Genomic DNA, 26,183 nt, shown 5'->3' with positions numbered 1-26,183 from the left:
ACTATAATACTTGATTCGATTTTTTTGCAAATCGCACTTTCTTACCATCTTCCATTCGGTATCCTACGCGGGTTGCTTCCCCCGACTTAGGATCTACTAGTGAAAGGTTCGAAATATGAATGGGAGCTTCCTTTTCGGCAATTCCTCCTTGTGGATTCGCTGCGCTTGGTTTTTCGTGTTTTTTCACGATGTTCACTCCTTCTACGATTGCTTTGTTTTTCTCACGGAAAACACGTAATACTTCACCCTGTGAACCTTTGTGTTCACCGGCGGTAACGATTACCGTATCCCCTGATTTTATCTTAAGCTTTGCCATCTTGTTTCGTATTAAAGCACCTCAGGTGCCAATGATACTATTTTCATAAATTGCTTGTCGCGAAGCTCACGCGCTACGGGACCGAATACACGGGTTCCACGCATCTCCCCTTGTGGGTTCAATAACACACAAGCGTTGTCATCAAAACGGATGTACGATCCATCAGGACGACGTACTTCTTTTACGGTGCGCACTACCACAGCGGTAGAGACAGCTCCTTTTTTAATATTTCCGTTAGGCGTCGCTTCTTTTACAGTAACCACAATTTTATCTCCAATAGAGGCGTACCGTTTTTTGGTTCCGCCCAATACGCGAATACAAAGAACTTCTTTGGCTCCGGTATTGTCTGCTACTTTTAGTTTCGATTCTTGTTGTACCATGATTACTTAGCTCTTTCTATGATTTCTACTAACCTCCAACATTTGGTTTTACTTAGAGGACGCGTCTCCATGATGCGTACCGTATCACCTTCGTTGCAGTCGTTTTTCTCGTCGTGTGCTACGTATTTCTTCGTTTTCAACACGAACTTTCCGTACATAGGGTGTTTTACTTTCTTCACCTCACTAACAACAATGGATTTTTCCATTTTGTTACTGGTTACTACCCCAATACGTTCTTTTCTTAGATTTCTTGTTGTTGTTTGTTCCATCGTTCAGCTTCGTACCGTTATTGTACTTCTCTTTTAGTTAGTTCAGTCGCAATTCGAGCCATCACACGTCGTTGTGCGCGCAGTTGAATTGGATTTTCCAACGGTGAAATAGCGTGTGCTATTTTAAGGTCGGTATGTGCCTTTTTTAATTCGGACATACGCTCCTGTAGTTCCGCTGTAGATGCTTCTTTTATCTCTGATTGTTTCATAGTCGCCATTTCAAAAATTACTCTTGATAGGTTCGCGATACCACGAATTTAGTTCGTACAGGAAGCTTTTGAGCCGCCAGGCGCAACGCTTCTTTTGCAGTTGCCAACGGAACGCCGGAAACTTCAAACATAATTCTACCAGGCTTCACTACCGCAGCATAATATTCTACGGCACCTTTTCCTTTACCCATACGTACTTCCAAGGGCTTTTTTGTAATTGGTTTGTCTGGGAAAATCATGATCCAGATTGAACCTTCCCTTTTCATGTAGCGGGTAGCGGCAATACGGGCAGCTTCAATTTGACGTGCGGTTACGAAATTAGAATCCAATGATTTTATTCCGAAGGTTCCGTTGGCCAATTGATTTCCACGGCCCGCGTTTCCTTTCATACGCCCTTTCTGCTGCTTGCGGTATTTTGTTCTCTTAGGTTGTAACATGTTCTTTTCTCTTTAAAAAATTACTTTCTGTTACGACGTGATTTGTTACCACCCCGGCCAGATCCTTTTCCTTTTTTGGACAATCCTACTAAAGGAGAAAGCTCTCGCTTACCATAAACTTCACCTTTCATGATCCATACCTTAACACCTAATCTACCATAGGTAGTGTGGGCCTCGACTAAAGCATAATCAATATCGGCTCTAAACGTGGAAAGAGGAATACGTCCTTCTTTATAAGACTCTACACGCGCCATTTCAGCACCGTTAAGACGTCCAGCAATTTGGATCTTGATTCCTTCAGCATTCATTCTCATCGCAGCGGCAATTGCCATTTTGATGGCACGACGGTATGAAATACGATTTTCAATTTGTCGTGCAATACTGGCTGCTACCAGCGTTGCATCAAGCTCTGGTCTCTTGATTTCGTGAATGTTAATCTGAACTTCCTTTCCGGTAATCTTCTTAAGCTCTTCTTTCAGCTTGTCTACCTCTTGACCGCCTTTTCCGATAATGATACCGGGACGTGCCGTAGTGATAGTAACGGTTACAAGCTTAAGCGTACGCTCAATGATTACTCGTGACACACTAGCTTTACTTAAACGAGCATGAACATATTTTCTAACCTTATCGTCTTCGGCGAGCTTATCACCGTAGTCGTTACCACCGTACCAGTTGGATTCCCATCCGCGAATGATACCTAAGCGATTTCCGATTGGATTTGTTTTCTGTCCCATTTAACTTCTAGCTTTGTGTGTTATCGTTAGCTCCAAGCACCAATGTTACGTGGTTGGAACGTTTTCTAATTCTGTGTGCGCGACCTTGTGGTGCTGGGCGAAGTCTCTTCAACATCGTTCCACCGTCCACGCGGATTTCTTTCACAAAAAGATCAGCATCTTCAATACTTGCATCTTCATTTTTAGCCTGCCAGTTGGCAATAGCCGAAAGCAATAGCTTTTCCAATCGATTAGATGCTTCTTTCTTGCTAAATCTTAGAATGTTCAGCGCTTTATCTACTTTTTCACCGCGCACTAGGTCTGCAACCAAACGCATCTTACGAGGCGACGTAGGGCAATTGTTCAATTTCGCAAAGTATTGTGTTTTCTTTGCTTCTTTGATTTGCTCTGCTCTTTCTCTTTTACGAACTCCCATGGCCTATTACTTTTTTCCTTTGTTTTTCGCACCTGCGTGACCACGGAATGATCGTGTAGGTGAAAATTCGCCTAATTTATGTCCTACCATGTTTTCGGTTACATATACGGGAACGAATTGACGTCCGTTATGCACCGCGATGGTTTGTCCGACGAAGTCGGGCGTAATCATCGAAGCCCGTGACCAGGTCTTGATCACCGTCTTCTTGTTCGACGCCACATTTTCTTGGACTTTTTGGTCTAATTTATAGTGAACGTAAGGTCCTTTTTTTAATGATCTTGCCATAACTAATTATTTCTTTCTACGTTCGATAATATATTTGTTACTCGCTTTAGTTCTTGTACGCGTGCGATACCCTTTAGCAGGAATACCTTTACGAGAACGTGGATGTCCACCAGAAGACTTCCCTTCTCCACCACCCATTGGGTGATCTACCGGGTTCATCACAACTGGTCTTGTACGAGGTCTTCTACCCAACCATCTTGAACGTCCCGCTTTACCAGAAACGATCAATTGGTGATCGCTGTTAGAAACAGCACCAATGGTGGCTAAACAACTACTCAATACCATTCGGGTTTCGCCAGATGGCAACTTGATAGTTGCATATTTTCCTTCACGCGCCATTAGTTGAGCAAACGCTCCTGCACTACGAGCCATGACAGCTCCTTGTCCAGGATGCAATTCGATACAAGAAATAATAGTACCTAGTGGGATATTGGCCAAGGTCATTGCATTTCCAATTTCTGGGGCGGTAGTTTCGCCTGATACAATGTTCTGACCTACTTGAAGCCCGTTTTGGGCAATCACGTAACGCTTCTCACCATCTTGGTAATTTACCAAAGCGATAAATGCGGTACGGTTCGGATCGTATTCAATCGTTGCGACAGTAGCCGGGATTCCGTGCTTGTCACGCTTAAAGTCGATAATTCTATATCGTCTTTTATGACCACCCCCTTTGTAGCGCATGGTCATTTTTCCTTGACTGTTTCTACCTCCAGAACGTTTTTTCGGAGCGAGCAAACTCTTCTCCGGCTTATCAGTGGTAATGGCGTCAAACCCGTTAACCACTCTAAAACGCTGTCCTGGGGTGATTGGCTTTAATTTTCTTACTGACATAGTCGTCTAATTTTATCTAAACCGCGTTTAGATGTTTTCGTAAAAATCTATAGTATCACCTTCCGCCACCTGTACAATTGCTTTTTTGTAAGCATTTGTTTTACCAGTTTGAATCCCCGATTTCGTGTAACGAACACGGCGATCTGGGCGGACATTCATTGTGCGAACTTTTTCAACAGAAACTCCATAAGTGGCCTCAACCGCTTTTTTGATTTCTACCTTGTTCGCCTTCGAGTTCACTACAAAGCCGTATCGGTTACTGAGTTCCGCATCAGCTGTAGCTTTTTCTGTAATAATAGGTTTAATTAAGATATCCATCTCGTCTCTATTTACTTAAGTTTTCTTCAATTCCTTCCAAAGAACCTTCAAATAACACGACGCTATTTGCATTCATAATTTTGTAAGTGCTTAATTCTGAGTTAGTTATAACTTCAGTGCCTTTCAAATTACGAGACGACAAATATACGTTATTATTTGACTCTCCCAACACTACGAGGGATTTTTTATCGTCCAGCCCGAGTGATTTCAATACCGAAGTAAATTCTTTGGTCTTCGGTGTATCGAAAGAGAGGTCCTCAATCACAACGATAGCCTTATCATTTGCCTTCATAGTTAAGGCAGATTTACGAGCCAATCGCTTCAAGTTTTTATTCAATTTGAATCGGTAATCCTTTGGACGAGGTCCAAAGATGCGCCCACCTCCTTTAAAGATTGGAGATTTGATGCTTCCCGCACGTGCGGTACCGGTTCCTTTTTGTTTTTTGATCTTACGGGTAGAGCCAGCAATTTCGGCACGCTCTTTCGACTTATGCGTTCCTTGACGTTGGTTTGCCAAGTACTGCTTTACATCGAGATATACAGCATGGTTGTTGGGCTCAATCCCAAACACCTCTTTAGAAAGTTCTACCTTTCTTCCGGTGTCTTTTCCGTTTTTATCTACTACTGCTACCTTCATTACTTCTGAATTGTTACGTAAGCGTTCTTATGACCGGGAACACACCCTTTCACAACAAGTAAGTTCTTTTCCGGAACTACCTTCAACACTCGTAGGTTTTCAACTTTTACTTTTTCATTCCCCATTTGTCCCGCCATGCGCATTCCTTTGAATACACGTGCTGGATACGAGGCAGCACCAATGGATCCCGGTGCTCTTAAACGGTTATGCTGACCGTGCGTGGCCTGCCCTACACCGCCGAATCCATGACGTTTTACAACCCCTTGGAATCCTTTTCCTTTAGAAGTACCTGTAATGTCTACAAATTCTCCTTCAACAAAATGTTCTACCGTGATGCTATCACCTAATTTGTACTCTTCTTCAAATCCTTGGAATTCAACAACACGACGCTTTGCAGTAGTTCCCGCTTTTTTAGCGTGGCCCTCAGCCGCTTTATTAGCTGTCTTCTTGTCATCGAAACCAAGTTGAAGCGCTTCATACCCGTCAACCTCTGTGGTTCTGACTTGGGTAACGACACAGGGACCTGCTTCGATCACGGTACACGGAATATTCTTTCCGTTCTCGTCAAAGATGCTGGTCATCCCGATCTTTTTTCCTATTAACCCAGACATAGTTATTAATTATTAGTTATTACTTATTTTCAGTTTATTTCGGAGGCGCTAGCGCTGTCCTTTCAGAAAAAAACAGGGCCAAAATAAATCCAGCCCTGAATTTTATTTTGTTTCCGTTTTTCCTTCGCTCGCAGCTCCGGACATGTACCCGACTTTCGTCAAGTGGTGTTTCCTTATACTTTGATCTCTACTTCAACCCCACTTGGCAACTCTAATTTCATGAGCGCGTCAATGGTTTTAGAGGAAGAGCTGTAAATATCCAACAAGCGTTTATATGAACTCAATTGGAATTGCTCTCTACTCTTTTTGTTTACGTGCGGTGAACGCAACACAGTAAAGATCTTCTTATGGGTAGGTAATGGGATGGGTCCCGTTACTACCGCTCCTGTACTTTTTACGGTCTTAACGATTTTTTCAGCAGATTTGTCTACTAAATTATGATCGTAAGATTTTAATTTAATTCTGATTTTTTGACTCATTGCTGAAATATTAAACGTTAGCAGTTCCTTTTGCCGCAGCGATCACTTCTTCTGAAATATTAGAAGGCGTTTCGGCATAGTGTGAAAATTCCATGGTAGATGTTGCCCGTCCTGAAGACAAGGTACGCAACGTAGTTACATATCCAAACATCTCAGAAAGTGGCACATCGGCCTTCACCACTTTGGCTCCGGCACGGTCACCCATGTTATTTACCTGTCCGCGACGACGGTTCAAGTCACCTACAATGTCACCCATGTTTTCTTCTGGAGTAATTACCTCCAGCTTCATGATAGGCTCCATAATTACTGCTTTCGCAGCTTTTGCAGCGTTTTTGAATCCAAGCTTCGCAGCCAATTCGAACGACAATTGATCGGAATCCACGTCATGGTACGATCCATCCGTCAAGGTCACTTTCATCGCTTCTACTTCATAACCAGCCAACGGACCATTCTGCATCGCCATTTTGAATCCTTTTTCAATAGATGGAATAAATTCCTTAGGAACGTTACCACCTTTGATTTCAGAAACGAATTCTAATCCGTCTTTTCCTTCTTCCGCAGGTTCTAATGTAAACACGATATCCGCGAATTTACCACGACCACCGGATTGCTTCTTATATACTTCACGGTGCTCGGCTCTACGCGTAACCGCTTCTTTGTACTCTACTTGAGGTTGTCCTTGGTTTACTTCTACCTTGAACTCACGACGCAAACGGTCTACAATGATATCCAAGTGAAGCTCACCCATACCAGAAATAATAGTCTGACCCGAGGCTTCATCGGTACGCACCTGGAAGGTTGGATCTTCTTCTGCCAACTTCGCTAACGCCATACCTAATTTATCCACATCAGCCTTAGTTTTAGGCTCAACAGCAATACCAATTACCGGATCTGGGAAATCCATAGATTCCAGTACAATTGGGTGCTTCTCATCGGTGAGCGTATCTCCAGTCTTAATATCTTTAAAACCAACAGCCGCCCCAATGTCTCCTGCCTCGATATATTCGATGGCATTTTGCTTGTTAGAGTGCATTTGGTAGATACGAGAAATACGTTCTTTTTTACCTGAGCGGTTGTTCAACACGTATGAACCTGCGTCCAAACGCCCTGAATACGCGCGGAAGAATGCCAAACGACCCACAAACGGATCGGTAGCAATTTTAAAAGCCAAGGCAGCGAAAGGCGCTGTTACATCTGGCTTTCGAACTTCTTCTTTCTCAGTATCTGGATTCACCCCTACGATACCTTCTTTATCTACCGGTGAAGGCAAATAACGACATACAGCATCTAATAAGAACTGAACTCCTTTATTTTTAAAGGCAGACCCACAAACCATTGGGATAATTGCCATATCCATTACCGCAGCACGAAGCGCAGCATGCACTTCTTCTTCGGTAATAGAATCTTCATCTTCCATGAATTTTTCCAAAAGCTCTTCGTCATACGTAGCTACTTCTTCAATAAGAAGCGCACGGTACTTACGAGCCTCTTCCTTCATATCTTCAGGAATATCGATCACATCAAAAGTAGCTCCTTGAGTTTCGTCATGCCAAATAATCGCACGGTTCTTCACCAAGTCGATAATTCCTTTGAAATCAGCTTCATCACCAATATTCAATACGATTGGCACCGCATTGGATTTCAACATATCCTTCACCTGTTGACAAACAGCGAGAAAGTTAGACCCCTGTCGGTCCATTTTGTTTACGAATCCAATACGCGGCACTTTGTAGTTGTCTGCTAAACGCCAGTTTGTTTCTGACTGAGGCTCCACCCCATCAACAGCACTAAATAAAAATACCAGACCGTCCAATACACGCAACGAACGGTTTACCTCTACGGTAAAATCCACGTGACCGGGAGTATCGATAATATTGAAGTTGTATTCTTTGGTATCGGGAGTGGGCTGTGCATTTTCCAAAGGAAATCTCCAGGTACAGGTAGTTGCAGCCGAGGTAATGGTAATACCACGCTCTTGCTCTTGCTCCATCCAGTCCATCGTTGCCGCACCATCATGCACCTCACCAATTTTGTGACTTACACCGGTGTAGTACAAAATACGTTCGGTAGTGGTTGTTTTACCCGCATCAATATGCGCAGCAATCCCAATATTTCTTGTAAATTTTAAATCTCTTTGTGCCATGGTATTTTTTAGAATCTAAAGTGTGAGAATGCTTTGTTTGCTTCGGCCATTTTGTGCGTATCCATACGCTTTTTAACCGCGGCGCCTTCTTCTTTAGCAGCTGCTAGAATTTCTGCAGCCAATTTTGCCGCCATCGACTTTTCATTACGCTTACGCGCGTACAAGATCAACCACTTCATCGCGGTAGAGATCTTACGGTCGGGACGTATTTGCATTGGAATTTGGAAGGTTGCTCCACCCACGCGTCGGCTACGAACTTCTACGTGAGGCATAATGTTAGATAACGCATCTTTCCAGAGTTCCAAAGCCGTTTTTTCTTCATCTTGATTTTTCTCTTCTACGATATCAAGCGCATCATAGAAAACATTGAAAGCCACCGATTTCTTTCCGTCCCACATCATGTTATTGACAAAACGTGTCACCAACTGATCATTAAACTTGGGATCGGGTAAAAGCGGTCTTTTTTTGGCCTGTCTTTTTCTCATTTCTTCGTTTTAAAGCGATTATTACTTAAAATTACTTCTTAGGGCGTTTGGCTCCGTATTTAGATCGACGTTGCGTTCTTCCTTCAACACCTGCGGTATCTAAGGCTCCACGAACAATGTGATATCTAACACCTGGCAAATCTTTTACCCTTCCACCTCTAACCAATACTATCGAGTGCTCTTGGAGATTGTGACCTTCACCACCGATGTATGCGTTTACCTCTTTTCCATTCGTCAAACGAACACGCGCTACTTTACGCATTGCAGAGTTCGGTTTCTTTGGAGTAGTGGTATATACACGCGTACACACACCGCGGCGTTGCGGGCACGAATCCAAAGCAGCCGATTTACTCTTCTTGGTTATTTTGGCTCTTCCTTTTCGTACTAATTGTGAAATAGTTGGCATATAAATCCTTGTTATACTTAAATAAAAAATAAAATTTCCCCACTAAAAGGGCGTGCAAAGGTAGAATATTTATTTGATTATTCAAACAGTACCGCATTAATTTTCAGCCGAACGCAAAAAGAACCGACCGCATATATGAAAACCTTATGCGAAACGTTAGTTTTGCAAATCAAAGACCACACATTGAAGCGATTTTTGCTATTGTTTCTATACCTTAATATATATACCCACGCATCCCTATGGGCACAAGAGGCGCGTTTAACATTGCAAGTTTCCGCAGAGCAACCTATCCCCGCCTCGTTACAAGACAGTCTTCTCCCCTCTTCAACCTTCCTTAATTACCGCTCGCTGCAGCGGCAGGTAGATACCATCCCGACCCTCCTCCAACGCATGGGGTTTGTGGACGCCAGGCTTCAAGTACTTCAGAAAAAGAACGACAGTCTGTATATGGCACAATATCACTTCGGAAAGAAATACGCATTTATTGAAATTGATTATAAAAACACGCCTTTCCGTAAGAAACAAATCCCTTCCTGGAGCAACCAAACGTCAGATAGCACCTTCACGATTCCCATGTATCGGGTTTCTGAAACGCTAAACACCTTAACCTCACTGCTCACCCAACAAGGTGATCCTTTCGCCTCTCTTCAATTATCGTCCCTTCAGAAAAGAGAGAACAGGATTACAGCCACATTAACCACATCTGTACAATCCAGTAGAACGATAGATTCAATCGCGATAAAAGGGTATGAAAAGTTTCCGAGATCATATCTCACCCATTATGCAGGAGTTAGAACGGGAAGAATATTTAATAGAAAAACCTTGATAAGGAAAAATGACCTTTTGGACGCCCTCGGATTTGCGCGGAGCATCAAGCCTCCCGAAGCACTATTCCGAAGTGACTCGACCACCGTGTATTTATACCTCGAAAAAGAGAACAATAATCTTTTTGATGGAATTCTGGGCTTTGCTACTGACGAAGAAACCAACAAACTAATTTTTAATGGATATTTAAATTTAGAACTCAACAACAATCTTAACTTCGGGGAACAATTACTGATAAACTACAAAGCCGATGGCAACGAGCAGCAAAACTTTAGAGCGCGAACTACTCTGCCATATTTGTTAGGGAGTCCGTTTGGTGTTGCTGGTGAATTGAAAATTTTTAAAAGAGACTCCACTTTTTCAACCACTGAACAACTTGCGCAGGTTTCTTATCAAGTTACACCAACTACTAGTACGTATATTGGATACAAAGGTTATGTGTCGAGCAATCTGCAGGAGGAAGCGTTAGTAGACATTACCGTAGAGGACTACAAAGGTCGGTACGCAATTGGCGGACTCGCATATACCCAACGACAACCCAACCCGCTATTCCCTCAAAAGAGCGCCATCAACTTAGAAGGTGAATGGGGGACACGCGAACGTGATACGCTTACAGAAAATCAATTTCGGATACGCTCGATAGCACACTATATCATCAACTTAAATAGGGAAAACTCCTTTTTTATACAAAACACTACGGCTCTCTTAGACAGCGATAGCTTTCTTACCAATGAACTATTTCGGTTTGGAGGGATTACCAGTATTCGAGGTTTTAATGAGAATAGTATCGACGCCTCGTTTTATTCTGTACTAAATACAGAATATCGATATCAGTTCAATCCTGGGTTGTACGCACATACAATTATCGATCTAGCCTATTTTGAAAACGACGTAATTGATCTAAAACAACAACTTTACAGCTTCGGTTTTGGGATCGGATTAAGCACTCAGGCAGGGGTCTTTAAGTTGAATATTGCCAACGGAAATTTGGAGGGTGAAAATTTCAAATTTTCAAACACAAAAATCCATCTAAGCCTGTCTTCACGGTTTTGACGAAGCGTAACAATAGCGTAACAATGCGGTAAAAAAAAATGTAAATTTTAGTAATGAAAAGTTGTGTATTTAACTTTTTATTGTGATTTTTGGCATTGGCTAATTCAAATAAATTATAAAAATGAGAACAAAGTTTAGTGGAATTCTTACGCTATTACTAGCGTTTGTAGTGCAACTCACGTTTGCACAAGAAAAAACAATCTCCGGTACGGTGACCGACCCTAGTGGTCTCCCGTTGCCAGGAGTTAACATTATCGTAAAGGGCACAAGTACCGGTACGCAATCTGACTTTGACGGTAACTATACCGTTCAAGCCAGTGTGGGCCAGACACTTGTTTATAGCTATGTAGGTTTTAAATCTGTAGAGCGCCCGGTAACGGCTGCCACAAGCACCATCAACCTCACAATGGAGGAAGATGCAGCACAGCTTGACGAGGTAGTTGTTACAGCACAGGGTATTAAAAAGGAAGCCAAGGCTTTGGGGTATGCAGTTAGTACTGTAGAGTCTGAAGATATTGAGCAAAGAACTGAAGGGGATGTTGCCCGTGTTCTTTCTGGTAAGGCTTCTGGGGTTCAAATTACCTCTCAAGGGGGTACTTCGGGTTCTGCGACCAACGTAGTAATTCGTGGATATAACTCTATTACCGGAAGTAACCAGGCATTATTTATCGTAGATGGTGTTCCTTTTAGTAGCGACACCAACGCTCAAGGAAACTTCTTGAACGGTAACGTTGGTTCTTCGCGTTTCTTAGATTTGGATCCGAACAACATTGAAAGCGTTAACGTATTAAAAGGTCTTGCCGCTGCAACACTTTACGGTACTGCCGGTAGAAACGGGGTAATCGTAATTACTACCAAATCTGGTGGTGGTGGAGCAACTGGTGCTGCAAAAAAGACCGAAATTTCAGTTAGCCAATCTTATTTCTTTAACGAAATCGCATCCTTACCAGACTACCAAGATAGCTATGGTAACGGATTTGACCAGTCGTTCGGGTGGTTCTTCAGTAACTGGGGACCAGGCTTTAGCCCAGACGGTGTTGATGGGTATTTGAATGACCCTGCTGGTCTTATTGATGCTAACGGAACGGTAGAGCACCCATACTCTTCTTCTTCATTCCTTAACGGGTTTAGAGGTGGAGATAACGAATTGTTGAACCAATTCTCAGGACAACGTTATGACTATCGTCCTTATAATAGTGTTGAGAACTTCTTCCGTACGGGAGCCGTAAGCAACACCTCTATTAACGTTCGCGGAAACTCTGAAGACGGAAAAGTAGCCTTCAACGTAAACTACGGACACTTAGACGAAGAAGGATTTACTCCTGGAAACGGAATTCGCCGTAACACCTTAGCGGTTGGTGGACGCGCACAGTTGTCTAACAACTTTAGCGTTACTGCCACGTTAAACTTCTCACGTAACAATGTAACTTCTCCTCCAGTAGCTGCGAGTAGAGGTAACGGTACGTTAGGATTCTCTACGTTCGCAAACGTATTCTTTACGCCGCGTTCAGTAGACTTAATGGGGCTTCCATTCGAATTACCAGAAACCGGTGGTAGTATTTACTATCGTGATGGTAACGATATTATCAACCCACGTTGGAGTGTGAAGAACGCTGGTAGCCGTCAGTTGACTAACCGTGTTTTCGGTACTGCTTCGTTACAGTATGATTTCTCAGACAACTTGAACTTACTATATCGTGTAGGGGTTGACTTCTACAACGAGCGTAACACGCAATTCTCAAACAAAGACGGGGTTAACTTTAACCAGGCTATTTTTGGTTTTTACCAAACTTGGGATAACAACAACCGTATTTGGGACCACTACTTATCGTTAAGTGGTGACTATGATGTTACTGATAAATTCGGATTAGGATTTACAGTAGGTGCAACGACTCGTTCTACCGAGTTTGACCAACAAGGGGTTCGAAGTGACGGACAGATCGTTTTCGGTGTGTTGAGACACTTCAACTTTACAACACAATCTCCAATCCAAAATTTTGCTGAGCAAAACATTATCGGGGTATTTGGAGAAGTATTGTTTGATTATGATGACTTTGCTTACTTAACGGTATCGGCTCGTAACGACTGGGTATCTAACTTACCTACCGAAAACAACAGCCAGTTCTACCCTTCTGTAAGTGCCTCTTTCATCCCGACTTCTGCCTTTGATGGTTTGAGATCACAAGGATGGGGACTTAACTACTTGAAATTGCGTGCTGGTTTAGGTACTTCTGCAGGATTCCCTTCAGGCTTCCCAGCAGTTCAGTACGTAGCTCAAGAACCTATTGAAAATGGTGGAGCTATTGGAGCAATCACAACGAACACTGCGGATAACTTCCGTGCGAACCCTGACCTTCAGCCTGAGCTTATCAGTGAATTTGAAGTTGGTTTCGAATCTCGTTTGTTAGACAACCGCTTAACATTGAACGCTTCTTACTTTAACCGTTCTACAACCGATCTAATCGTATTTAAGCCACTTGCGCCTTCTACAGGATTTACGCAAACCTTTGATAACATTGGTAAGGTTGAAGGAGACGGATATGAAGCTGACCTTAGCTTAGATCTATTCCGTAGCGAAACCGAAGGTGGTTTCAACTGGAACTCTCGAGTGAACTTTACGAAGAGTGAGCAAATTGTAACGGAGCAGGATGAAGACCAGATTTTATTTGCTGGTTCTGCAGATCCTATTCTTGGTGCAAACGCTGCGATCCGTGGAGAGCAATTAGGTGTTATCGTTGGTACACGTGTTGCGCGTGACGATGCTGGTAACCTTATCGTAGATGCTTCTTCTGGTAACTACCTTGTTGAAGACAATATTGTATTAGATGACGGACGTTCTATTACGCCTATCATTGGTAATCCAAACCCTGATTACGTAATGAACTTCTTGAACTCTATTTCATACAAGAACTTTAACTTAAACTTCCAAGTAAGCCACACTAAAGGTGGTGACATAGCAAGTTCTACCATTGCTGTACTTCTAGGACGTGGTCTTATCGTAGAAACGGAAGACCGTGTGAACACCTACATTTTACCAGGTGTACGAAGCGACAATGGACAACCTAACGATATCCAGATTAACAACTCACAGTACTACTTCAACAACTTGTTGTTCGGTCCTAAAGAGTTAACTGTTTACGATGCTTCTGTAATCAGACTTCAAGAAATTTCTTTAGGATACACTGTTCCTAAGCGTTTCTTAGACAGAACTCCTTTTGGATCAGTATCTATTACTGCGAGTGGATTTAACCTGTGGTATGATGCCTACAATACACCTGATGGTGCAAACTTTGATCCTAACGTAGCCGGTGTTGGTATCGGTAACGGTAGAGGGTTTGACTACATTAACGGTCCTAGTTCAAGAAGATATGGACTTAGTATTAAAGCATCCTTTTAATTAAAAAAAAATGATTATGAAAAAAACAATGTACAGATTATTCACACTAGTGGCAATTGCGGCTAGTGCGCTGTTTCACTCTTGTGAAACGACAGAATTGGAGATCTTAAATGATCCCGACCAATTATCTGAAGATCAAGCAGACCCAGATTTGTTATTGAGTGCGATTCAACGTGCTTACGTGGCAAACATGGTAACAATGAACGACCAAAGTTCTAACTTGACACGTATTGATTACTTCTTCGGAAGAACATACAGAGAGAACCTTCAATCGAACATTTTCAACGCAAGTTGGTCTCGATTCTATAGTAGCCAAATCTTTGCGGGTGTAGCTCGCGGGATAAGCCCTAACGTCCTCATCCTTGAAGGATTGAACGAAGATCCAGATACAGATCTTTCATTCCACCTTGGAGTGGCCAAAGCGCTACAAGCACATCAATTGATGTTATTAGTAGACTTTATTGGAGATATTCCTTTTAGTGAAGCACTAAATCCATTGGAATTCCCAAGTCCTAATGTTGATGACGACGCGATGGTATACAGTACTGCGCTATCTATGTTAGATGAGTCATTAGCATTCTTCCAGGCCGCAGATGGTGCGGGAGGGGCTTTAGACTTCTTCTACGAAGGAAATGTTAGCAACTGGATTGCACTTGTGAACACGTTGAAAATGCGTCACGCATTGACTACGGGAGATATTTCTACCTTTAATGCTATTGTTGCAGGTGGAAACTTCATCTCTGATTCAAGTCAAGATTTCGAATTCGACTTTGGAGTACAGGAATTAAATCCTGATACACGTCACCAAGACTACGCTGCCGATTACACGACCTCCGGTGCAAATATCTACCAATCTAACTGGTTGATGGAGACCATGCAAGGAGACGACGTAATGGATCCTAGCGATGATGACCCACGTATTCGTTATTACTTCTACCGTCAAACAGACTGTACTCCTGGTGCATCTTGTAACCCTGATGGTAACGGAGAGCGTTTATCGTGTTCTTTAGAAACTCCTCCTGCTCACTATACCGCTCAAGGAGTATCCTTCTGCTGGTTAGAGAACGGATATTGGGGTAGAGATCACGGAGATGACGATGGTACTCCTCCAGATAACTTCTTTAGAACTGCTGTTGGTGTATACCCTGCAGGTGGATTATTTGACGATGATGCATTCAACGAGCTGACTCTTGGAGCTGGTGGTGGTGGAGCTGGAATTGAGCCTATCATTCTTGCTTCTTACGTAGACTTCTGGAGAGCTGAAGTAGCGTTAGCTGCTGGGCAACCTGGAACTGCAGCTGCACTTGTAACTGCTGGACTTGAAAAGTCTATCGCTAAGGTACAAGGGTTTATCGCTCTTGACGGACAAGCAGATTCTTCGTTTGAGCCTACTCCAGCTGAAGTTACTGCATATATCACTGCTGAAGCAGGAAAAATTACTGATACTTCAGATGATTCTTGGAATGCACTAGCAGAGCAATACTTCATTACTATGTATGGAGGTGGTTCTGATGCTTATAACTTCTACAGAAGAACAGGATATCCTACAACGGTTAAGCCAAACCTTAACCCAGACCCAGGACCATTCCCACGTACGTACTTCTACCCGAACGTTGAAGTAGTTGCTAATCCAAATATCCAGCAGAGACCCGATTTGACGACTCAAGTATTCTGGGATACGAATCCTGCGTCGCCAGCGTTCCCTCCTGCTAACTAAAATTTAAAAAAATTGTATTATGAATAAATATCTAATCAAAATTTACGGACTTCTTATCGTTGCTGTGGCAATGGTAGGTTGTGAAGAGGAACTCGTCGTAGACGATGTTACGAACGGAACCACTCGTGGAGCTGTTCTTAGAACGATCACTCCCATTGCAGCGAATGAAATCGCAGTAGGTGCCGAAAGCAGCGAGGTAGTATTTGATGTTACTCTTGAAGAACAAGATGCACAAAATGGTGACCTTCTTGAAAGTGTTGATGTATTTGCAACATTTACAGATAACTCTCCTGACAATGGAGATACTACCGGTGCCACTGTTGGTTCTGAAGTATTACTTAGAAGCATTCCTGCAAGTGAATGGACCGATGGTCCTTTCGGATTACCACGTTACAACCTGGTAATTACTGCTGGAGATTTCTACTCTGCTTTCGGATTAGCAGGAGATAACATCTTTGGAGGTGATAACTTCACTACCCGTCTTCAATTGAACTTGACAGATGGACGTACCTTCTCTGTAAACAATGCAGGAAGTATTATTACGGGTGGATTCTTTAACTCTCCATTCCAGTATATTACTCCAACTGTTTGTCCAGTAGAGGCAGATGAGTTCGTTGGCGCTTATGCGTTAACATCTCAAACTCCCGGAGTTCTTGGATTCAATGTTTTCGCTAGTGACCTAGTAGCAGATATTTCTGCTGGAGATACTTCGGTTGATCGTATGTTTATGTATCAGTATTTGCCTGATGCAGGTGTAGGACAAGGTCCAGTACCTTTCCGTTTCCAATTAGTTTGTAACACCATCATTATCCCTAACGCGCAACCAACGGGACTTCAATGTTCCTCCGGACTTCTTGTAGGTCCTGCTCCTAGTGGAACTTTAGGTTCATACACTACTGGTGATGACTCTGTATTTACCTTGGTATTTACAGATAACATCAACAGTGATTGTGGTGAAGGACCTGTAGATGTAACAGCTGTATTTACGAAGCAGTAATTCAGTTATAAATAGCTCAGAAAAAGCTACTCAGAAATGAGTAGCTTTTTTTATTTTTAAACGCTATGAGAAACACTATTTTCTACCTTTTTATTTTCTATTGTATACTTTCATGTGAAGAACAACATAGCGATCCGTTCCAAGAAGGGGATGCTATCTTAGCGTCATTAATGGAAGTCTATGGTGCTCCCCAAATTTCAAAATCTCATATTGAGTTTACTGTGGAGGACCTGTATTATACCCTTGAAAGAAACAATCATCTAACAGAATTTACCCTTAGAAGAACGGTCGATAGTATTGATTATGTTGCCACCTACAAGAATGGATACCAAGAATATTTTGTTAATGGCGAAAAGCAAACTGATGGATCGTATTCCAGATTTCAGCTTACACAGTACCTAGACGCCTTCACCTTTATTCAAGGCATCCCACATGTATTTAATGGCAATGCTATCATCGCCAAACGTGAAAACAACGTCACTATACTCGATACGGAATATCATACGCTTCACATTTCATACAAACCCTTTGAAGGAAGCCCCGGCGACACTTTTTATTTGTACATCGAACCAGAAACAAATTTTATTCGCTACATGGCCGAGAAATATCAGTTGAATGGTGAAGATTTGCGCTTTTTAAAATTTGTGGACCATCGCACCGTTAACAAGGTGCTTTTTGCCGATTATTTTATCATGAGTCCGCTAGACCAAACCTTAGATGTTTCATCCTTGTACGAAGCCTATAACAACCGTAATATTAAGGAAGAGCGAAAAATCGTTCTTAGCGATATTTCCGTAACTTTGAACTGATATGAAAAAAGAAGCCTACGTTTTTGGCATATACCCAGTATTGGAAGCCGTTGCCGCCAATAAATCTATCGACAAACTTTATGTTCAGAAGGGTCTTGAGAATTCAAAAATCGAGGAAATTATTCCACAGCTCGAGGCACAAGGCACTTCTATTAATCTTGTGCCTGTAGAAAAGTTAGACCGCTTAGTACGCAGCAATCATCAGGGCGTTGTAGCGATCACCTCCCCGATTCAATTTGTGACCATGGAGGAACTTGTTGAGCCTATTATTGATAGTGGTAAAAAGGGGTTGTTTATTGTTCTTGATCAAATAAGTGACGTTCGTAACTTCGGTGCAATGATCCGTACGGCTGAATGTACCGGCGTTCACGGGATTATCATTCAGAAAAAAGGCGGAGCACCTGTAAGTGGCGATACGGTGAAAACCTCTGCCGGAGCTATTTTCAATATTCCTATTTGCAAAGTGGATCATATTAAAGATGCGCTCTTCTATTTACAAGGCTCCGGAATAAAAACCATCGCTGCGACCGAGAAAACCAATCATGTCATTTATGATCTCAACTTAACAGACTCTCTAGCATTGGTCATGGGTTCAGAAGGCACCGGAATTTCAAAATCCGTGCTAAAAATGTGCGATGAGCAAGCATCGTTACCGGTTTATGGTGAGATCAACAGCTTAAATGTTTCCGTGGCCTGCGGCGCCTTTCTCTATGAGATCGTGCGACAACGCTCTTAATCACCCTGCTCTCTTTGATCCTTTTCATTCTTCACCTCGTACGTAATGATCAAATGATCTGGAGAATTTGATACTTCTTCCTTTTCTTCAGGAAACGATTCAATGAAATTTCCGTCTTCATCGAAATGCTGCATAAAGGTATCTTCTTCCGGATTGTAATCACTAGCTTCCCAGGCATAGGTGCGTTTCGGTAAAGCCGGACTTCGGAATAGCAGGGAAAATAGCACGCCCACACCAAAGCCTGATAAATGACCCTCCCAGGATATTTGAGGATCCACAGGAAATACATACCAGATCAAACTTCCGTAGAGAAAAACAACGATAAAAGCGATGGCAATAAGCTGATATTGTCTCGATAACAATCCCTTGAAGAAAATAAAAGCCACCAACATATACACAATACCACTCGCTCCAATATGAAGCGCAGGGCGTCCAATAATCCAGGTAAGCAAGCCCGTACATAGGGCTCCAAGAATCAACACGCGCCAGGCAATATTTCTGTAGAAGTAAAAAAGCGCCATACTCAGCACAAATAACGGCACTGAATTATTGAACAAATGTTCCAAACCGCTGTGCACAAAAGGAGCAGTAATAATACCATGCAATCCTTCTAACCGCTGTGGATACACGCCTAAGAAATTTAAATTTACATGAAATCTAACTTCAATCCATAATACTAGCCACATCGAAAAAACGAGCAGTAATGGATAGGTTAAGGTACCTAACGCGAATTCTAAAGGCTGTTGTGGCTTCACAGTAGAAAGCTAGCAAAAAACAATCCCATTCAACAATTTCTGTTAGATTGTCAGTACCAAAGGAGGGTTAAAATCGTAATTTTGTAATATGAACACCCCCTTAGCCGAACGTTTACGCCCACGTACTTTAGGTGAGTATGTTAGTCAGCAGCACCTCATAGGCCCAGAAGGAGCATTGCGCTCACAACTTGAAACCGGTATCATCCCATCGATGATTTTCTGGGGGCCTCCCGGTATTGGAAAGACTACTTTGGCCCAGATAATCGCAGCGCAATCAGACCGACCTTTTTATACGCTAAGTGCTGTTGATAGTGGTGTTGCCGCAGTTCGAGAAGTCATCAAAAAAGCGAAAGAAAGTGACAGCCTTTTTAGTACTAAGAACCCCATTTTATTTATTGACGAAATACATCGATTCAGCAAATCGCAACAGGACTCGCTGCTAGGAGCCGTAGAAAAGGGATGGGTGACCCTAATTGGAGCGACCACAGAAAACCCAAGTTTTGAGGTGATTCCTGCCTTACTGTCGCGTTGCCAGATTTATGTACTGAAAGCATTTCAGAAAAATGATCTAGAGGTGCTTTTACAACGTGCATTGGCAGAAGACACTCTTTTGAAGAAATATACCATCACATTGAAAGAGACTGAAGCGCTCATACGATTGAGTGGTGGGGATGCTCGTAAACTTTTGAATATTCTAGAATTAGTAGTGCTTTCGGAAGGTCTTGCAGAAGGCGACTCCTTTGTGATCACTAATCAGAAGGTGATGCAGAAGGCTCAAAAAAACACGGTATTGTACGACAAGACCGGAGAGCAACATTACGACATTATTTCTGCCTATATTAAAGCGATTCGTGGTAGTGACCCCAATGCGGCAGTGTATTGGTTAGCGCGAATGGTGGAAGGAGGAGAAGATGTTGCTTTTATCGCGAGAAGATTAGTTATCCTCGCTTCCGAAGATATCGGAATGGCAAACCCCACAGCACTGGTTATGGCCAACAATACCTTTCAGGCGGTAAAGACCATCGGGTTTCCAGAAGCGCGCATCATTTTGAGTCAGTGTACCATTTACTTGGCGACCTCCGCCAAAAGCAATGCCTCTTATAAGGCAATTAACGAGGCTCAGCGAGTCGTTCGTGAGACCGGAGATCTGTCAGTACCCCTATCGATTCGAAATGCCCCTACGAAGCTAATGAAAGAATTAGGCTACGGGAAAGACTATGCATATGCGCATAATTATGAAGGAAACTTTGTTCCACACGAGTTTTTACCAGAGGAACTTTCTGGAACCAAATTCTATGAACCCGGAAAAAACCCTAGAGAGGAAAAACTTCGAGACTACCTACGAACCCTTTGGAAGGATTCATATACTTACTGATTGAATTCAATTACCGATAACGGCATATCATTTCGTCCACTCACTAATAGTTGTTTTTCCATCATGGTATTGCTCAACATGATGAGCGACTTGGTGTCACCAGAAATATAGAGACCGCTGCGCTTCTGAGGAACCACCTCGTAGTCCTCATTACCATTGTTGAGCAGTACTTGCCCGGTACCCATATCGATGCGCGGCGTTTCCACTTCGGTATTGTAGATGTTCCCCGTAATCACGATATCTTGCCACCCATCATTGTTTACATCGGTAGTAACGATTCCAAGAACTGCTGATTTCTGTGCTAAACGTGGAAGCTTCTTCACGTCGAACGCGCCCTTCCCCCGATTTATCAACACCAACGATTCCAGTCCGTTAATTTCACCATGATAGGCCTCTTCAAGTTTGCTTCCGTAGATATCTTCTAGGGAAGCATGGGCAAATTCGTTGTAGGTTTCAAACTTATCTTTGATAAACGGCATTTGCTGCGAAGAACACTGTCGGCCGCGAAACGGAACTTGTTTTCCCTTGTAATGCCCACTCAATACAATGTCGTAAGTGCCATTGTCATCAAAATCATTTCCGAAAATAGAAAAGGGCTGTTCCACCGAGGCTTTCACCCTGAGGTTTTTCCCCACATTCCCTAGAATATAATCAGGTTGTCCATCTCGGTTGATGTCTGTTTCAGCAATCGTGTACCATAAGCCTTTCTTTTTATCGAGACCATTTTGAGGGGCGATGTTCGTAAAAGTTCCTTGATTGTTCTGAAACATGCGAATAGCAGACCACTCCCCTACCGTGATGAAGTCTTCCCAGCCATCGTTATTAAAATCGGTGACCAATACTTTATTGATCATGGCAACATCAGAGAATTGTGGCGCCACCTCATCGGTAAGTATTGTAAAGCGTCCGCCCTCATTCCGAAGGATATACGATGGGGCGTGTTGGGGGTAATGCTGTGGCTGAATTCGGTTTCCAACGATAAGATCGAGATCACCATCGTGATCGAAATCGGTGGCAGCTACTGTTTTTCCGCTGTAACTCTTGCTCGCAATAGTAGCGTCTTGAACGCGACTAAAGTTTCCAGAGCCATCATTAGAATACAAACGATCTTGATAGCGAGCATCCCCATCCTCAAATTCATTTCCGCCGCTTACCACATATAAATCTTGATCGCCATCGCCATCGTAGTCAAAAAATACGGATTCCATGTCTTCATGCGCGGCATCCCTTTTGAAGGCAGTATTATTTGCGGGAATGAAACCCTCTTTTGTTTGCAAATACAGCATTCCGCCCTGATTGGCGGCACCTCCTACAAACAGATCGTCGTACCCATCGCCATTAGCATCGCCTTTAGCGATAAAGGGTCCTAATGTAGATTGCTTGTAGGGTAATAGAATTTCCTTTTCAAAATCATTGTATTCGTTCTCGGAATGGGCAAAGTCTAATCCAAACGTGGATGACGCTTCCTTAAATAAGGCTTTTGGTGCGGCAGGCGCTACATAGGTCAAGGTGGCTTCACTTTCTTCAAATGATACTGTAGCGTTGGCTGCTACTTGATATTTTTCTTGATATTTTCCGGAGGGCCAAATAATTCGTACGGTATCTGCTACGGTTTCTGTTCCTAAGCCAAAGATCGCGGCGTTATCGGTGGCCGAGAGGTATCCCTTGACACGTTTGGTTTCAATAAGCTGGGAAACTCCATTAGCGATAACTTCCACTTTCGCAAAAGGCTCGCTAGCCATTCCTTGCGTTTTTACTTTCAGAAAATTCGCCCCGCGTTCTGTGGCTTGGTTTTTATAGACAAAAGCGGCTTCATCGATATTATTCACTACTAAATCCAAGTCGCCATCGTTATCAAGATCGCCATAGGCTGCACCGTTACTGAAGGAAGGTTCTAATAGACCGAATGTGGCGGTCGCATCTTCAAACTCCTGAAAGGCATTGTTGTGATAAAACACATTAGAGAGCTTCTCGGAAGGAAGCGAGTTGTAGAGCCGTTCCTTGATTTCCTTTGGAACATTCCCTCGATAGGTCTTTTTCATAGACCGAATCATATTTCGGGAATCGTTATCGGAACCATAGCGCCGATACCCATTGGTAATATAAATATCTTTATACCCATCCAAGTCAAGATCCGCCAACAGCCCCGCCCAACTCCAGTCGGTTTTAGCCACCTGCGACAAGTGAGAAATATTGTGAAATTTCTGATTTCCCATATTCAGCTGCAGCGAATTATACATGTACTGATGTGGCATTTCCATTTCGTCCACCAACAAAGAAAAACGGTCTGCATCCATAGAAGCCATAAGCGTTTTTGAACGAATATGGTCGGTACTTGCCATATCTAAAACGAATATATCTTGCAACTTATCGTTGTTGATATCAGCAATATCGACGCCCATTCCGAAAAATGAAACCTGATTTAAATACGATTTCGTTTCGTTTCTGAAGGTTTTATCTCCATTATTGATAAACAAGGCGTCCGGCGCGTAGTAATCGTTCGCCACATAGATGTCTGGCCAGCCATCATTATTAATGTCGCTTACCGTTACGCCCAAGCCGAATGAGGCTTGCATGACCCCTGCCTTTTTGGAGATATCAACGAAGGTTCCCTTTTGATTTTCATAAAGATGCCCGGAACTGCGCGCGAGGTTATCGGACAGCTTCATGCTTTCATAGAACACCATGGGATCCAGTCCGTAAAATTCATTCTCATTAGAAACAAAACAATCAAGATCGCCGTCCTTATCCATATCAAAGAAAACCGATTGAGTGCTTATTCCAGTATCTGCGAGACCGTAGTCTGTTGCGGCTTCCTTGAAGGTAAGATCTCCCTGATTGATATAAAGTAAGTTAGGACGGTCTGCGGCTTGTCTGGGTCCTCCTTGTGATACATAAATATCTAAAAACCCATCGTTGTTGACGTCGGCAAAGGTAACACCATTAGCCCATTGCTTGTTCACATTGATTCCCGCGCTTTCTGAAATATCCTCAAACACAAAATCACCTTTGTTGAGATACAGCTTATTAGGTACTTGATTGCCTGTGAAAAACACTTCTTGCAATCCATCATTGTTCAAGTCAGCCAATCCAACGCCACTACCGTTGTAGAAATAATCGAAATCGAACAAGTTTTCCATGGTGCTAACATCTTCTTGAAGATTGTTGGCAAAATCGATATTCGTTTGCGAAACGGGAAGTTTTTGAAACAAACCCTTAGAAAAGTCTTGAGTAGCGTCATTACTGGTTGCTACCTTCTTTGTTTCTGCAACAGTGTCCTTACAGCTTACTGGTAAGATGAGTATTGCTGAAAGAAATACTATGCGAACAAGCGGTAATAGTTGGGGAGTATTAGTTTGATTCATAATTTTTGAATTTCATCATTGTCAATTCCTCTTCTCCTGCAATTCGGACTTCCGCTTCAAAACCATCCACAGTTTTTTGAACGATTCCGGTGAGTTCAGAAGAGGTTATGAGGTACATATTTTTTTGAGACATGGCTGTAAGCGCGCCAACCTTCATACCTTCTTTCAATAGCACGTACTTGTTATTTTCTTTCTTAATTTCAAACGCACCCGAGACAAATGTTGCTTCTGGTGTCACTTCATTCGAATTCCCGTTGGGCTTTGTAGCAGACGTTGGCCTATCAGTACTTAATTCGACAGCCGTCTTAGCGGGTGTTATCTCTTCCTGGCTGTTGTCTCCACTATTTTCTTCTGAAACAACGGCGATATCTGTTGTGGTAGTGTCGTCTGTCATCAAAAAGCTCTCTAAGGCTTCTTCGAAGGCCTCGCGATAGGCAATTTCATATTCCTTTTCTTTGGAAGAACCAGTTATGGAAGAAAATACGATCATATTATTACAATCACGCACCAAGATTCTAACCTTCGTATTGATAAATCCACCACTGCTTTCGGCGTCAACATAGGCCGCTTCGCATCGGGTGACAGCTTCGGGTAATTCTTCCTGCCATACCGCATCAAACCCCATCTGTCGTAGGCGATACCGTGTTAGCGTATTGAGTCGGAACGCGTCTTTACCTTTGGTAAATTCAAATTGAGTAGGTACTACAATATAGCTGTAATCATGTAGTGAAGTTTGTGCCAGGCCTTGCCCCATGATGGTAATAAGAACCATTAGCACAAAAAAACGTCGCATCATTCCGTATCCATTTTAATATTAAAACCGAACTGTAAAGATACACTTTTTGCTTTAGCCAAATTTCCATAACGTAGCAAGTTATCCACTGCTAAATAAAAGTTAAATTTATTGAGCGTAGTAGAAATTCCTATGCCCACATTACCAGTCTCATAGGCATCATAAGTGTACGTGGCTTTTGCACTTAAAAAATCAAAAATCCTTCGATAGTAAAAAACAGTGCCTGCCATTTGCCAACCTTTGGGGCGGGCCATGGAAAAAAACTGCACGCCTATAGCCTGATCGCGATCGGCTCCCTTGCCCATATTTCTGCAATCGCAAACACCGCCGCTCAAAATCTTTCCGAAGCGATACTGCAACGCGCCATTGAGTTTCATCGGTCGCATTTGCGTATACGAGTTGGTGGTTGTGTCTACGGCCACTTCTTCTAAGATTTCATCCTCCAGATTGTCGTAATAAGGAAAGGTCTCATCTCCGGCGCTCAGAGGTGGAAATAAGAGTTCGATTCCGTCTAGGGTGTAATCACCTTGGGCCGAATAATTTTCGGTATTCTTGGTGTGGAAAATAGCTCCCACATCAAGCGCGCTCGCGCTGAGTTGCAACCTATCGGTAATATCATAGGTGGCGCCTACATCAACCCCCACACCCAGATTACCACCGAACAGCGCACGTCCTAACAATTTTGATCCCACCGGACCTTCATCGAGATTGGCTATTCCAGAAGTCTCTACCCGCATGTTGATATCCTGAAGTCGATGCTCGTAGATATTCTCGGCATCAGAATCGGCTCGAGTGGTCACAAAAGTGCCTTGATTCCCTACCGAACGATAACTCAAAATACTACTGTAGAATTTCGCGCGAAGCCCTACCGTTAACTTATTGCTCAAGGCTTTGTTGGCACCAAAGTGATATACGGTAAGAAGGTCTCCCGTGGTACTGAGTTGGCCTAGATCAAATTCGTAATCTAAATACGCTTGATTGCCATTCCATCCCAAGATCGCCAAATCCCTTGGATAATAAAAAATAAAATCAAACTCCTGATAGACCCCACCAGAGAGATAGTAGTCCTGTTGCGTACGCCACCCAAAACTTAAGATCTCCAATTGTTGGGTTACCGAAAAGAAATCGGTTTCTTCCATTTCAAAGATCTTATTATCTATCTTTTCATTAATATCGCCTGAACCCCCAAAAATATCGTACGCGCTGATCCCCGAGGCACCTCCATTAAAATGTATTTGTGAAAAGAAGGGAATCCCATAATGTTTCTGCAATTGGGTTTTCCCTCCAGGATTGACCAGCAACGATTGTGGAATATCCTCAAATCCATATAAAATCTGCTTGTTCTGAGCCCATGCGCCAAGGCTTAGGCAAGTTGCCAGTAGTATAAAAATTACGTGCTTCATAGT

27 protein-coding genes are annotated in these 26,183 nt (G+C 42.8%); 7 read left to right on the top strand and 20 right to left on the bottom strand.

Annotation, left to right across the window (positions count from 1 at the left end):
- Position 1 precedes the first annotated feature (1 nt).
- The 16 genes from rplX to rpsL all read right to left on the bottom strand — a co-directional run bounded on the left by rplX (position 2) and on the right by rpsL (position 8,955).
- A complete protein-coding gene (rplX, locus tag PO830_RS12790) occupies positions 2 to 316 on the bottom strand; it encodes a 50S ribosomal protein L24 (RefSeq protein WP_272853971.1) in 315 nt (104 codons plus the stop codon).
- A gap of 11 nt (positions 317 to 327) precedes the next feature.
- Complete coding sequence (gene rplN / locus PO830_RS12785) at positions 328 to 696, bottom strand: 50S ribosomal protein L14 (protein ID WP_272853970.1); 369 nt, start codon at positions 694 to 696, stop codon at positions 328 to 330.
- Between the two features lie 2 nt (positions 697 to 698).
- Entirely contained in the window at positions 699 to 965 is a 267-nt protein-coding gene (rpsQ, locus tag PO830_RS12780; protein ID WP_272853969.1) for a 30S ribosomal protein S17, read from the bottom strand.
- A gap of 17 nt (positions 966 to 982) precedes the next feature.
- Positions 983 to 1,174, bottom strand: a complete 192-nt coding sequence (rpmC, locus tag PO830_RS12775) for a 50S ribosomal protein L29 (protein WP_272853968.1) — start codon at positions 1,172 to 1,174, stop codon at positions 983 to 985.
- A gap of 17 nt (positions 1,175 to 1,191) precedes the next feature.
- Entirely contained in the window at positions 1,192 to 1,611 is a 420-nt protein-coding gene (rplP, locus tag PO830_RS12770; RefSeq protein WP_272853967.1) for a 50S ribosomal protein L16, read from the bottom strand.
- A gap of 20 nt (positions 1,612 to 1,631) precedes the next feature.
- Positions 1,632 to 2,345, bottom strand: coding sequence for a 30S ribosomal protein S3 (rpsC, locus tag PO830_RS12765; protein WP_272853966.1), 714 nt, complete (start codon positions 2,343 to 2,345; stop codon positions 1,632 to 1,634).
- Between the two features lie 7 nt (positions 2,346 to 2,352).
- On the bottom strand, positions 2,353 to 2,760 hold the full coding sequence (gene rplV, locus PO830_RS12760) for a 50S ribosomal protein L22 (protein ID WP_272853965.1): 408 nt from the start codon (positions 2,758 to 2,760) through the stop codon (positions 2,353 to 2,355).
- Between the two features lie 6 nt (positions 2,761 to 2,766).
- Positions 2,767 to 3,045 (bottom strand): 30S ribosomal protein S19, encoded by a 279-nt coding sequence (gene rpsS / locus PO830_RS12755; RefSeq protein WP_272853964.1) that lies wholly within the window; start codon positions 3,043 to 3,045, stop codon positions 2,767 to 2,769.
- 6 nt (positions 3,046 to 3,051) lie between these two features.
- Positions 3,052 to 3,876 (bottom strand): 50S ribosomal protein L2, encoded by an 825-nt coding sequence (gene rplB, locus PO830_RS12750; RefSeq protein WP_272853963.1) that lies wholly within the window; start codon positions 3,874 to 3,876, stop codon positions 3,052 to 3,054.
- A 27-nt stretch (positions 3,877 to 3,903) separates the two neighbouring features.
- Positions 3,904 to 4,194, bottom strand: coding sequence for a 50S ribosomal protein L23 (gene rplW / locus PO830_RS12745; RefSeq protein WP_272853962.1), 291 nt, complete (start codon positions 4,192 to 4,194; stop codon positions 3,904 to 3,906).
- Positions 4,195 to 4,201: 7 nt separating this feature from the next.
- Positions 4,202 to 4,831, bottom strand: a complete 630-nt coding sequence (rplD, locus tag PO830_RS12740; protein WP_272853961.1) for a 50S ribosomal protein L4 — start codon at positions 4,829 to 4,831, stop codon at positions 4,202 to 4,204.
- The gene (gene rplC, locus PO830_RS12735) at positions 4,831 to 5,442 is read right to left on the bottom strand and encodes a 50S ribosomal protein L3 (protein WP_272853960.1); all 612 of its coding nucleotides are present in this window, start codon (positions 5,440 to 5,442) and stop codon (positions 4,831 to 4,833) included. Before rplC ends, rplD begins: the two co-directional genes overlap by 1 nt.
- A 173-nt stretch (positions 5,443 to 5,615) precedes the next feature.
- A complete protein-coding gene (rpsJ, locus tag PO830_RS12730; protein ID WP_010181931.1) occupies positions 5,616 to 5,921 on the bottom strand; it encodes a 30S ribosomal protein S10 in 306 nt (101 codons plus the stop codon).
- Positions 5,922 to 5,931: 10 nt separating this feature from the next.
- A complete protein-coding gene (gene fusA, locus PO830_RS12725) occupies positions 5,932 to 8,064 on the bottom strand; it encodes an elongation factor G (RefSeq protein ID WP_272853959.1) in 2,133 nt (710 codons plus the stop codon).
- 8 nt (positions 8,065 to 8,072) lie between these two features.
- On the bottom strand, positions 8,073 to 8,549 hold the full coding sequence (rpsG, locus tag PO830_RS12720; protein ID WP_272853958.1) for a 30S ribosomal protein S7: 477 nt from the start codon (positions 8,547 to 8,549) through the stop codon (positions 8,073 to 8,075).
- A 31-nt stretch (positions 8,550 to 8,580) separates the two neighbouring features.
- Entirely contained in the window at positions 8,581 to 8,955 is a 375-nt protein-coding gene (gene rpsL / locus PO830_RS12715) for a 30S ribosomal protein S12 (RefSeq protein WP_024770883.1), read from the bottom strand.
- A gap of 135 nt (positions 8,956 to 9,090) precedes the next feature.
- Between rpsL and PO830_RS12710 the strand changes: the two genes are divergently transcribed.
- The 6 genes from PO830_RS12710 to rlmB all read left to right on the top strand — a co-directional run bounded on the left by PO830_RS12710 (position 9,091) and on the right by rlmB (position 18,489).
- Positions 9,091 to 10,833: a POTRA domain-containing protein gene (locus PO830_RS12710; protein WP_272853957.1), complete on the top strand. Its 1,743-nt coding sequence runs from the start codon at positions 9,091 to 9,093 to the stop codon at positions 10,831 to 10,833.
- Positions 10,834 to 10,954: 121 nt separating this feature from the next.
- Positions 10,955 to 14,230, top strand: coding sequence for a SusC/RagA family TonB-linked outer membrane protein (locus PO830_RS12705; RefSeq protein ID WP_272853956.1), 3,276 nt, complete (start codon positions 10,955 to 10,957; stop codon positions 14,228 to 14,230).
- A 16-nt stretch (positions 14,231 to 14,246) separates the two neighbouring features.
- Entirely contained in the window at positions 14,247 to 15,947 is a 1,701-nt protein-coding gene (locus PO830_RS12700) for a SusD/RagB family nutrient-binding outer membrane lipoprotein (protein ID WP_272853955.1), read from the top strand.
- A gap of 19 nt (positions 15,948 to 15,966) precedes the next feature.
- Positions 15,967 to 16,944, top strand: coding sequence for a hypothetical protein (locus tag PO830_RS12695; protein ID WP_272853954.1), 978 nt, complete (start codon positions 15,967 to 15,969; stop codon positions 16,942 to 16,944).
- Positions 16,945 to 17,009: 65 nt separating this feature from the next.
- Positions 17,010 to 17,753: a DUF6503 family protein gene (locus PO830_RS12690; protein ID WP_272853953.1), complete on the top strand. Its 744-nt coding sequence runs from the start codon at positions 17,010 to 17,012 to the stop codon at positions 17,751 to 17,753.
- 1 nt (position 17,754) lies between these two features.
- On the top strand, positions 17,755 to 18,489 hold the full coding sequence (rlmB, locus tag PO830_RS12685) for a 23S rRNA (guanosine(2251)-2'-O)-methyltransferase RlmB (protein WP_272853952.1): 735 nt from the start codon (positions 17,755 to 17,757) through the stop codon (positions 18,487 to 18,489).
- Here the strand turns inward: rlmB and PO830_RS12680 are convergent.
- Positions 18,486 to 19,244: a rhomboid family intramembrane serine protease gene (locus PO830_RS12680; protein WP_272853951.1), complete on the bottom strand. Its 759-nt coding sequence runs from the start codon at positions 19,242 to 19,244 to the stop codon at positions 18,486 to 18,488. The two genes, rlmB and PO830_RS12680, sit on opposite strands and share 4 nt — an antisense overlap.
- Positions 19,245 to 19,332: 88 nt before the next feature.
- Here PO830_RS12680 and PO830_RS12675 point away from each other — a divergent pair, with 88 nt between their 5' ends.
- Positions 19,333 to 20,619, top strand: a complete 1,287-nt coding sequence (locus PO830_RS12675; protein WP_272853950.1) for a replication-associated recombination protein A — start codon at positions 19,333 to 19,335, stop codon at positions 20,617 to 20,619.
- Here the strand turns inward: PO830_RS12675 and PO830_RS12670 are convergent.
- The 3 genes from PO830_RS12670 to PO830_RS12660 are packed head-to-tail and all read right to left on the bottom strand — an operon-like array spanning position 20,613 to position 26,180.
- A complete protein-coding gene (locus PO830_RS12670) occupies positions 20,613 to 23,984 on the bottom strand; it encodes a VCBS repeat-containing protein (RefSeq protein WP_272853949.1) in 3,372 nt (1,123 codons plus the stop codon). The genes PO830_RS12675 and PO830_RS12670 overlap by 7 nt on opposite strands.
- The gene (locus PO830_RS12665; RefSeq protein ID WP_272853948.1) at positions 23,971 to 24,780 is read right to left on the bottom strand and encodes a hypothetical protein; all 810 of its coding nucleotides are present in this window, start codon (positions 24,778 to 24,780) and stop codon (positions 23,971 to 23,973) included. The genes PO830_RS12670 and PO830_RS12665 overlap by 14 nt, the downstream gene beginning before the upstream one ends.
- Entirely contained in the window at positions 24,777 to 26,180 is a 1,404-nt protein-coding gene (locus PO830_RS12660) for a DUF5723 family protein (RefSeq protein WP_272853947.1), read from the bottom strand. Before PO830_RS12660 ends, PO830_RS12665 begins: the two co-directional genes overlap by 4 nt.
- Between the last annotated feature and the right edge of the window lie 3 nt (positions 26,181 to 26,183).

The sequence above is a fragment of the Altibacter sp. HG106 genome, assembly GCF_028561755.1.
Classification (GTDB): Bacteria; Bacteroidota; Bacteroidia; order Flavobacteriales; family Flavobacteriaceae; genus DFVG01.
The sequence above is the reverse complement of the archived record's forward strand: the minus strand, read 5'-3'. Positions and strand labels throughout refer to the sequence as shown.

Bases quoted from the DNA above. Each gene is read 5' to 3' on its own strand.
- rpsQ (WP_272853969.1), bottom strand. From the start codon at position 965: ATGGAACAAACAACAACAAGAAATCTAAGAAAAGAACGTATTGGGGTA.
- PO830_RS12695 (WP_272853954.1), top strand. From the start codon at position 15,967: ATGAATAAATATCTAATCAAAATTTACGGACTTCTTATCGTTGCTGTG.
- rpsG (WP_272853958.1), bottom strand. From the start codon at position 8,549: ATGAGAAAAAGACAGGCCAAAAAAAGACCGCTTTTACCCGATCCCAAG.
- rplC (WP_272853960.1), bottom strand. From the start codon at position 5,442: ATGTCTGGGTTAATAGGAAAAAAGATCGGGATGACCAGCATCTTTGAC.
- fusA (WP_272853959.1), bottom strand. From the start codon at position 8,064: ATGGCACAAAGAGATTTAAAATTTACAAGAAATATTGGGATTGCTGCG.
- rplP (WP_272853967.1), bottom strand. From the start codon at position 1,611: ATGTTACAACCTAAGAGAACAAAATACCGCAAGCAGCAGAAAGGGCGT.
- rpsL (WP_024770883.1), bottom strand. From the start codon at position 8,955: ATGCCAACTATTTCACAATTAGTACGAAAAGGAAGAGCCAAAATAACC.
- PO830_RS12675 (WP_272853950.1), top strand. From the start codon at position 19,333: ATGAACACCCCCTTAGCCGAACGTTTACGCCCACGTACTTTAGGTGAG.
- rplX (WP_272853971.1), bottom strand. From the start codon at position 316: ATGGCAAAGCTTAAGATAAAATCAGGGGATACGGTAATCGTTACCGCC.
- PO830_RS12700 (WP_272853955.1), top strand. From the start codon at position 14,247: ATGAAAAAAACAATGTACAGATTATTCACACTAGTGGCAATTGCGGCT.
- rpmC (WP_272853968.1), bottom strand. From the start codon at position 1,174: ATGAAACAATCAGAGATAAAAGAAGCATCTACAGCGGAACTACAGGAG.
- rplD (WP_272853961.1), bottom strand. From the start codon at position 4,831: ATGAAGGTAGCAGTAGTAGATAAAAACGGAAAAGACACCGGAAGAAAG.
- PO830_RS12665 (WP_272853948.1), bottom strand. From the start codon at position 24,780: ATGATGCGACGTTTTTTTGTGCTAATGGTTCTTATTACCATCATGGGG.
- rpsJ (WP_010181931.1), bottom strand. From the start codon at position 5,921: ATGAGTCAAAAAATCAGAATTAAATTAAAATCTTACGATCATAATTTA.
- PO830_RS12660 (WP_272853947.1), bottom strand. From the start codon at position 26,180: ATGAAGCACGTAATTTTTATACTACTGGCAACTTGCCTAAGCCTTGGC.
- rpsC (WP_272853966.1), bottom strand. From the start codon at position 2,345: ATGGGACAGAAAACAAATCCAATCGGAAATCGCTTAGGTATCATTCGC.
- rlmB (WP_272853952.1), top strand. From the start codon at position 17,755: ATGAAAAAAGAAGCCTACGTTTTTGGCATATACCCAGTATTGGAAGCC.
- rplW (WP_272853962.1), bottom strand. From the start codon at position 4,194: ATGGATATCTTAATTAAACCTATTATTACAGAAAAAGCTACAGCTGAT.
- rplV (WP_272853965.1), bottom strand. From the start codon at position 2,760: ATGGGAGTTCGTAAAAGAGAAAGAGCAGAGCAAATCAAAGAAGCAAAG.
- PO830_RS12690 (WP_272853953.1), top strand. From the start codon at position 17,010: ATGAGAAACACTATTTTCTACCTTTTTATTTTCTATTGTATACTTTCA.
- PO830_RS12670 (WP_272853949.1), bottom strand. From the start codon at position 23,984: ATGAATCAAACTAATACTCCCCAACTATTACCGCTTGTTCGCATAGTA.
- rplB (WP_272853963.1), bottom strand. From the start codon at position 3,876: ATGTCAGTAAGAAAATTAAAGCCAATCACCCCAGGACAGCGTTTTAGA.
- rpsS (WP_272853964.1), bottom strand. From the start codon at position 3,045: ATGGCAAGATCATTAAAAAAAGGACCTTACGTTCACTATAAATTAGAC.
- PO830_RS12705 (WP_272853956.1), top strand. From the start codon at position 10,955: ATGAGAACAAAGTTTAGTGGAATTCTTACGCTATTACTAGCGTTTGTA.
- PO830_RS12710 (WP_272853957.1), top strand. From the start codon at position 9,091: ATGAAAACCTTATGCGAAACGTTAGTTTTGCAAATCAAAGACCACACA.
- rplN (WP_272853970.1), bottom strand. From the start codon at position 696: ATGGTACAACAAGAATCGAAACTAAAAGTAGCAGACAATACCGGAGCC.